The organism is Acidithiobacillus concretivorus, assembly GCF_018853445.1.
Lineage (GTDB): Bacteria > Pseudomonadota > Gammaproteobacteria > Acidithiobacillales > Acidithiobacillaceae > Acidithiobacillus > Acidithiobacillus concretivorus.
On the sequence record NZ_JABELD010000022.1, the window covers coordinates 39,812 to 47,285 of the forward strand.

Genomic DNA, 7,474 nt, shown 5'->3' on the forward strand with positions numbered 1-7,474 from the left:
CGCATGACTGCGGCGCTAGATCAGGCGTTAGCCTGGCAGCAACAAAGCCTGCAACTTGTTTCCCGCACTTTTGCGCTGACTATTCCGCAATTGCCCGTAGCGTTGCGTGCAGCGGTCGGAAATGGTTATTTGCTGTGCCGTATTGCCGATACCATTGAAGATGACCCGGTTATGCCCTGGGAAGAAAAAGCCCACTGGCAGCAGGTGTTTTTGCAGGTGGTCGAGGGACACCAAGATCCGGCGGTGTTTGCCGAAGGATTTGCTGCGCAACTGTCAGCCGATATGCCTGAGGCAGAACATGATCTGGTTCGCCATACCGCTGATGTAGTGCAGATTACCCACAGTTTCAGTGCCAGCCAGCAAGCGGCTCTGGCGCGCTGTGTTCGCATTATGGGGGCGGGCATGGCCGAGTTTCAGCAGCACGCTTCCCTGAAAGGGCTGGTGGACATGCCCGCCATGGATCATTACTGCTATGTGGTGGCGGGCGTGGTCGGTGAAATGCTGACCAGCCTTTTTGTGGAGTACGAACCGCGTTTGCGTGCTCAGGAAGCTGAAATGCAACGCTTGGCGGTTTCTTTTGGTCAGGGTCTGCAAATGACCAATATTCTTAAGGATATATGGGATGACTGGGCACGCGGGGTTAGTTGGATGCCCGCCAGTGTGTTTGCCCAATATGGTTGTGATATTGCCGCCGTCCAGCCAGGTAGTCACGATCCGGGCTTTCAGGCCGCCTTGCACAGCCTGCTGGATATTGCCGCCGGGCATCTGGAAAACGCTCTGCAATATACCCTGATGATTCCTGCGGATCAGACCGGTATGCGTGATTTTTGTCTCTGGGCCTTGGCGATGGCGGTGCTGACTTTACGGCGTATTGCCGAAAATCCGGCCTTTGCATCGGGCGCTGAGGTGAAAATCAGTCGCAGCAGTGTGCAGTGGGTGGTTATGTTATCCAAGCTCATGCATCGTTCGGATGTGTTGTTACTGGCCGGTTTCCGGGCCGGCATTAAACCCCTGCGCAAAACGGCACGGATAGCGACCGCATGAACCGTGTGCTGCAGCCATTGCCGCTGGTAGGTGGGTATTTGCGTCGCCCCCTGGAGCAGACTCTGGACCGGGCGCTGGATCGGACTCTGGAGCATACCCGGTCGTTACTCCTTGAAAAACAGGCCGCTGATGGGCATTGGTGTTTTGAGTTTGAAGCGGACTGCACTATTCCGGCCGAATTTATTCTGATGCAGCATTATATGGATGAGCGTGATGCGGCGCTGGAGTCTAAAATGGCGGTGTATTTGCGCGACAAGCAGGCGGATCACGGCGGTTGGCCCCTGTATTATGGCGGGCATTTTGATTTGAGTGCTTCCGTGAAGGCCTATTACGCCCTGAAACTGGCGGGTGACGCGCCGGATCTGCCGCACATGCGTCGCGCCAGAGAAGCCATCCTCGCCCATGGCGGCGCCGAACATGCCAATGTATTCACCCGAATCACTTTGGCCTTGTTCGCCCAGGTGCCGTGGCGTGCTGTGCCTTCCATTCCGGTGGAAGTGATGCTTTTGCCGCGCTGGTTTCCTTTTCAGATTTACAAGGTGGCGTCCTGGTCGCGGACCGTCATGGTGCCTCTTTTTATTTTATGCAGCCTCAAGGCCCAGGCTAAAAATCCCTTGCAGGTTCATATTCGCGAATTGTTTCGTCATCCTCCGGAACAAATTCAGGACTACTTTGCCGCATCGCGACAGGGCCTGGTGGCACGCGGTTTTCTGGCGCTGGATCGGTTTTGGGGGTTTATTGAAAACTGGATTCCTGCGGCCATTCGCCGCATTGCGGTGCGTCGCGCCGAACAGTGGTTTACAGCCCGGATTAATGGGGAAGATGGTCTGAATGGCATTTTTCCGGCCATGGTCAATGCCCACGAAGCCCTGGCTTTGTTGGGCTATGCGCCGGAACATCCTTACCGTCAGGCTACGGCTGCGGCGCTGCGCAAGCTGGTGGTGGAGCGCGCTGATGATGCCTACTGTCAGCCCTGTATGTCACCGGTCTGGGACACCTGTCTGGCCCTTCACGCGTTGCTGGAAGCCGACGCTGTGGATGGATCCGGTGGACCAGACAGCATTACCGGCGAAGAGGAAAAAGCCATTGCCTGGCTCAAGGAACGGCAGATTTGCAGTGATCCGGGTGACTGGCAGGTGCAGCGCCCGCAGCTGGCAGGCGGTGGCTGGGCTTTTCAGTATGCGAATCCCTATTATCCCGATTTGGATGATACGGCGGCAGTAGCCTGGGCCTTGGCGCGTGCCGGGCGTCCTGAAGATCGGGAAAGTATCGAAACAGCGGCAAACTGGCTGTCGGGAATGCAATCCCGCAATGGTGGTTTTGGTGCCTATGATGTGGATAATACCCACTATTATCTGAATGAAATCCCGTTTGCTGATCATAAGGCCTTGCTGGATCCGCCGACAGCGGATGTGACGGGCAGGGTGGTGGCGTTTCTTGGTTATCTGGGCAGGCCTCGTGATCGTGATGTGTTGCGCCGGGCCGTCGCTTATTTGTTGCGTGAGCAGGAGTCTTCCGGGGCCTGGTTTGGACGTTGGGGGACCAACTATATTTATGGCACCTGGTCGGTGCTGATGGCTCTGGGAGAGTTGCAGGATCCTTCCTTGCAACCGGCCATGGACCGGGCCGCTGAATGGTTGCGGGCCATGCAGCAGGAAGATGGCGGTTGGGGAGAAAATAACGATTCTTACGCAGAATCCGGTCTGGCTGGAGCGGGTCAGGCTTCTACGGCGGCCCAGACTGCCTGGGCCTGCCTGGGTTTGATGGCGGCGGGAGATCGCGGCTCTATGGCCCTGCGCCGGGGTATTCAATGGTTGCAGACGCATCAAAATGGTGAAGGTGGCTGGCAGGATCCTTTCTTTAATGCGCCCGGCTTCCCCAAGGTGTTTTACCTTATTTACCACGGCTACAATTTTTATTTCCCGCTTTGGGCGCTGGCCCGTTTCCGGAATTTGGGATGCAGCCGCAGCGGATAGGTATCGTTGTAGCGCTGGCTGCCGAGGCGCGCATCCTTTTGTCCGGGAAGCTGCGCTACCAGACAGTGATGGAAATTGCGCCGCAGCTTTGCATGGTGGTTTCGGGAATGGGGCCGGTTCGGGCTGACCAGGCGGCTGAACAGTTGTTGCAAGCCGGAGTGGACGGACTTTTGTCATGGGGCACTGCCGGCGGCTTGAATCCTGCCTGTCGGGCCGGCGATTTGCTGGTTCCCGAGCAGATATTCTGGGCAGGACGTAGTTGGTCTGCGGACGCGGGCTGGCGGAGTGCGCTGTTGCAACAATTTTCCGGAAAAGTGCTGGCTGGGGGGCTTTGTTCGGTCAGTGAAGCCTGTGCTTCGGTGGCGGCCAAGGCCCAACTCCGGGCAGATTATCCGGAAGCCCAGGCGGTGGATATGGAAAGTGGCGCTGTGGCGCAACGGGCAGCGCGAGCGGATATTCCTTTTCTGGCGATTCGCAGCGTGGTGGACCCTGCCCATCAGTCCCTTCCCGCCACAGCCATTCACAGTGTCGATGGTTATGGTCGTCCCCAAATTATGCGCCTGTTGCGGGGATTGTTACTTCATCCGGGTGATTTGCCACCGCTCATGGGTTTGGGCCGGCAGATGCAGGCTGCCGTAAACACCCTGCGCCTGATTCAGCCACGCCTGTTTCAGTCGCGCCTGCTTCAGCCGCCCTCGCGGGAAACTAGCAGCGTATGAAAGCCTTATTGACGGGTGCCTCGGGTTTTGTCGGCGGCGCGGTACTACGCCGCCTGCTCGCTGAAGGGCTGGAACTGCGGGTGTTGCATCGCAGCGGTGCAGATTCCAGCAACTGGGATGGTCTGGATGTGGAGCCGGTGCTGGGAGACCTGGCCGATGCGCAGGCACTGGATAAAGTCGTAGCGGGTTGTCAGTTGGTTTTTCATGTGGCAGCAGATTATCGTCTTTGGGTGCCTGATCCACAGCCCATGTACGCGGCCAACGTCAGCGGCTCGGAGCGTTTGGCCCGGGCGGCTTTGGACGCCGGGGTGGAGCGCATGGTTTATACCAGCAGCGTTGCCGTACTGGGTCATTATGCGGATGGCCGGGTGGCGGATGAAGCCGCTCCGTCCAGTCTTGCGGATATGATCGGGCATTATAAACGCTCCAAATTTATGGCTGAGGAAGCTCTGCAACAGCTTTGTCAGAACGAGTCTGCACCCATTGTGATTGTAAACCCTTCCACACCTATCGGGCCTGCCGACCGCAAGCCGACACCGACCGGACGGCTGGTGCGTGATGCCGCTGCCGGGAAAATGCCCGCCTATGTGGATACCGGCCTGAATGTAGTGCATGTGGATGATGTGGCCATGGGCCACTGGCAGGCCTATTTGTACGGAGAGCCAGGACAACGCTACATTCTTGGCGGTGATAATTTATCCTTGCAGGCTATTTTGACCCGCATTGCCGGACTCACCGGAAAACGCTCGCCCTTCATGCGTATTCCCCGCAACATGTTGTTTCCTCTGGCTTGGGCTGCAGAAAGTGTGGTCCGGGCGCGTGGTCGGGGCACGCCATTGGTGACCATGGATGAGTTGCGGATGGCGGCGCACAAAATGTATTTTTCCTCACAAAAAGCCGAGGAAATGCTGCATTATGTACATCGTCCCGCCGAAGAGGCCCTGCGCGATGCGGTAAAGTGGTTTGCGGAAAATCATTATCTTTAAAACTGAAATTCAAGAACGCACCGTTCAGGATATGACTGCTTATGGGTTTTGAGGAAGGGCTGTTGGGCCTGGCGTTTCTGCTGGCTCTGGCGGCATTGGCTTATCAATTGCTGGTCATGTGGGTGCTACGTGTTTGGCAACCGGTCTTGACGCATACGGGTGCCACTTTTTCACCCCATACCATTCAAGAATTGCCCGCTCTCAGTCTGCTCAAGCCCCTGCATGGAGATGATGGCAACCTCTATGCCTGCCTGCGTAGTTTTTGTTTGCAGGATTATCCCCTTTACGAAATGATCTGCGGAGTACAGGACGCTGCTGATCCGGCAGTGGCTGTGGTGCAGCGCTTGCAACACGAATTTCCTGCCCTGTCCCTGCGCTGGATACTGAGCGACAACACCTTGGGTTGTAATCCCAAAGTGAATAATCTTGCGGGTATTTTGGCGGCCTGCAATCACGATTTACTGCTGATCAGCGATGCTGACATCGTGGTGGGACCGCAGTATTTGCATCATCTGCTAACCCCGCTGATGGATGCTCAGACCGGTGTGCTGACCTGTTTGTATCGCGGGCTTCCTGACCATCATTTCAGTTCCAGACTGCTTGCAAGCCAAATCAACAGCCTTTTTCTGCCTTCGGTACGGGTCTCCGCGCACTTGGGTCCCAATATATTTTGTGGGGGAGCAACCATGGCGTTGCAGCGTTCGACGCTGGAGGCGATCGGCGGGCTGGAAAGCCTGGCTGATCAACTGGCGGACGACTATTGGCTGGGAGCCCGTGCCCGCCAGCTGGGAAAGGCCACCATCTTGTCAGATTATGTGGTGGATACTCAGGTCCATGAGGCCAGTTTTCGGGCGTTTTACCAACACGCCCTGCGCTGGTCGCGGACTACGCGCAGTGTTCAGCCGGTGGGCCACTTTTTTTCTTTTTTCAGTTATCCACTGCCGCTGGTGACGGTTTTGACGCCATGGATGTTTTGGGGGGTCGGTTATTGGGGGATCATACCGCTGGGTATGGTTCTCTTGTTGCGCCTCGTGTACCATAGGCAAATTATGCACAAACTCAGTGCAACAGATTCTTTGGGTACGGCCCTGCTGGCAGATTTTCTGGGGCTGTGGATTTGGTTTCATGCCCTCTTTGCACGGCGCGTTGCCTGGAGAGGGTCACAATATGCGGTCAGCGCCGACGGGCGGCTGAACGGCCACGATGGAGTAACATAATGACGATGAAAACCCTTTTCCTGCAGGCACCTTCCTTTGAAGGTTTTGACGGCGGTGCTGGTTCCCGTTACCAGGCCAAGCGGGAAATTCGTTCTTTCTGGTTTCCCACCTGGCTGGCCCAGCCCGCTGCAATGATCCCCGGCAGTCGCCTGCTGGATGCACCCCCTGCCGACGTGAGCGTGGAAGAAACCCTGGAAGTGGCTGCAGGCTACGAGTTGTGCATCATCCATACCAGCACCCCTTCTTTTGCATCGGATGTGCGCATGGCAGAGTTGCTCAAGGAGCACTATCCGAAAATGATGATTGGCCTGGTCGGGGCCAAAGTGGCGGTAGAACCCGATGAGTCCCTGCGGGATGCGGGTCTTGCTGTCGATTTTGTGGCTCGCGAAGAATTTGATTTTACTCTCAAGGAAATTGCCGAAGGTCGGCCCTTGAGTGAAGTGGATGGCATCAATTATCGTGCGGAAGATGGCCAGCTGATTCATAACCCCGACCGGGCCATGATTGAAGATATGGACTCCTTGCCTTTTGTGTCTGAAGTCTACAAGCGGGATCTGCACATTGAGGATTATTTTATTGGCTACCTCAAGCATCCTTATATTTCTTTTTACACGGGACGAGGGTGCCGGTCTCAGTGTACGTTCTGTCTTTGGCCGCAGACGGTTGGCGGACATCGTTATCGGACCCGCAGTGCAGCCAATGTCATTGAAGAAGTGCGTTACATCCAGAAAAATTTCCCGCAGGTAAAAGAAATTTTCTTTGATGATGATACGTTCACCGATGATCGCCCGCGCGCCGAAGAAATCGCCCGGGGGCTGGGCAAGCTGGGGGTGACCTGGTCCTGCAACGCCAAAGCCAATGTGCCATACGAGACCCTCAAGGTGCTGCGTGAAAACGGCCTGCGGCTGTTGCTGGTGGGTTATGAGTCGGGCGATCAGCAGATTCTGAATAACATCAAAAAAGGCATCAAAGTGGAGTCGGCGCGTAAGTTCACTGCGGACTGTCACAAGTTGGGCATTGTCATTCATGGTACTTTCATACTTGGTCTGCCTGGTGAAACCAAGGAAACCATCCAGAAGACTATTGAATTTGCCAAAGAAATCAATCCTCACACTATTCAGGTTTCACTGGCGGCACCTTATCCCGGCACTTTTTTGTACAACCAAGCCAAGGAACAGGGTTGGTTGACCGAGGAAGACGAGGCCCACATGGTCAATGATCGCGGTGTGCAGATCAGCCCCATGAGTTATCCGCATCTGAACCACACGGAAATTTTTGATTCAGTGGAAACCATGTACAAGCGTTTCTATTTCCGCGCCGGAAAAATTGCTGAAATTACTGGTGAGATGCTTAAAAGCACCCAAATGATGAAGCGTCGTTTGCGGGAAGGCGTCGAGTTTGTGCGCTTCCTGCGGCAACGCCACGGCTGAAGTGGGGCAGGGGCATACCCGGCGGCTGGTCGTTAACGCCGACGATTTCGGACTGGATCTCGCGGTTAATGAGGCGGTGGAATCAGCATATCAGAAGGGTGT

Annotated in this window: 6 protein-coding genes; all 6 read left to right on the top strand. The window is 55.9% G+C overall.

Annotated features, from left to right (window positions below; genetic code table 11):
* Positions 1–3 precede the first annotated feature (3 nt).
* From HJG40_RS03460 to hpnJ, 6 genes are read left to right on the top strand one after another with little or no spacing between them, the layout of a single operon-like run.
* Positions 4–1,044, top strand: a complete 1,041-nt coding sequence (locus tag HJG40_RS03460; protein ID WP_215862904.1) for a phytoene/squalene synthase family protein — start codon at positions 4–6, stop codon at positions 1,042–1,044.
* The gene (gene shc, locus HJG40_RS03465) at positions 1,041–3,020 is read left to right on the top strand and encodes a squalene--hopene cyclase (protein ID WP_215862905.1); all 1,980 of its coding nucleotides are present in this window, start codon (positions 1,041–1,043) and stop codon (positions 3,018–3,020) included. Before HJG40_RS03460 ends, shc begins: the two co-directional genes overlap by 4 nt.
* Positions 3,002–3,739 carry a phosphorylase family protein gene (locus HJG40_RS03470; RefSeq protein ID WP_215862906.1) on the top strand — a complete coding sequence of 246 codons (738 nt, stop codon included), beginning with the start codon at positions 3,002–3,004 and terminating at the stop codon, positions 3,737–3,739. The genes shc and HJG40_RS03470 overlap by 19 nt, the downstream gene beginning before the upstream one ends.
* Positions 3,736–4,725 (top strand): hopanoid-associated sugar epimerase, encoded by a 990-nt coding sequence (gene hpnA / locus HJG40_RS03475; protein ID WP_215862907.1) that lies wholly within the window; start codon positions 3,736–3,738, stop codon positions 4,723–4,725. Before HJG40_RS03470 ends, hpnA begins: the two co-directional genes overlap by 4 nt.
* A gap of 41 nt (positions 4,726–4,766) precedes the next feature.
* Positions 4,767–5,942, top strand: a complete 1,176-nt coding sequence (gene hpnI, locus HJG40_RS03480; RefSeq protein ID WP_215862908.1) for a bacteriohopanetetrol glucosamine biosynthesis glycosyltransferase HpnI — start codon at positions 4,767–4,769, stop codon at positions 5,940–5,942.
* Positions 5,942–7,372, top strand: coding sequence for a hopanoid biosynthesis associated radical SAM protein HpnJ (hpnJ, locus tag HJG40_RS03485; protein ID WP_215862909.1), 1,431 nt, complete (start codon positions 5,942–5,944; stop codon positions 7,370–7,372). Before hpnI ends, hpnJ begins: the two co-directional genes overlap by 1 nt.
* Positions 7,373–7,474 lie beyond the last annotated feature (102 nt).

Excerpts from the sequence above, each read along its gene's own strand:
- HJG40_RS03460 (WP_215862904.1), top strand. The coding sequence starts at position 4 with ATGACTGCGGCGCTAGATCAGGCGTTAGCCTGGCAGCAACAAAGCCTG.
- shc (WP_215862905.1), top strand. The coding sequence starts at position 1,041 with ATGAACCGTGTGCTGCAGCCATTGCCGCTGGTAGGTGGGTATTTGCGT.
- HJG40_RS03470 (WP_215862906.1), top strand. The coding sequence starts at position 3,002 with ATGCAGCCGCAGCGGATAGGTATCGTTGTAGCGCTGGCTGCCGAGGCG.
- hpnA (WP_215862907.1), top strand. The coding sequence starts at position 3,736 with ATGAAAGCCTTATTGACGGGTGCCTCGGGTTTTGTCGGCGGCGCGGTA.
- hpnI (WP_215862908.1), top strand. The coding sequence starts at position 4,767 with ATGGGTTTTGAGGAAGGGCTGTTGGGCCTGGCGTTTCTGCTGGCTCTG.
- hpnJ (WP_215862909.1), top strand. The coding sequence starts at position 5,942 with ATGACGATGAAAACCCTTTTCCTGCAGGCACCTTCCTTTGAAGGTTTT.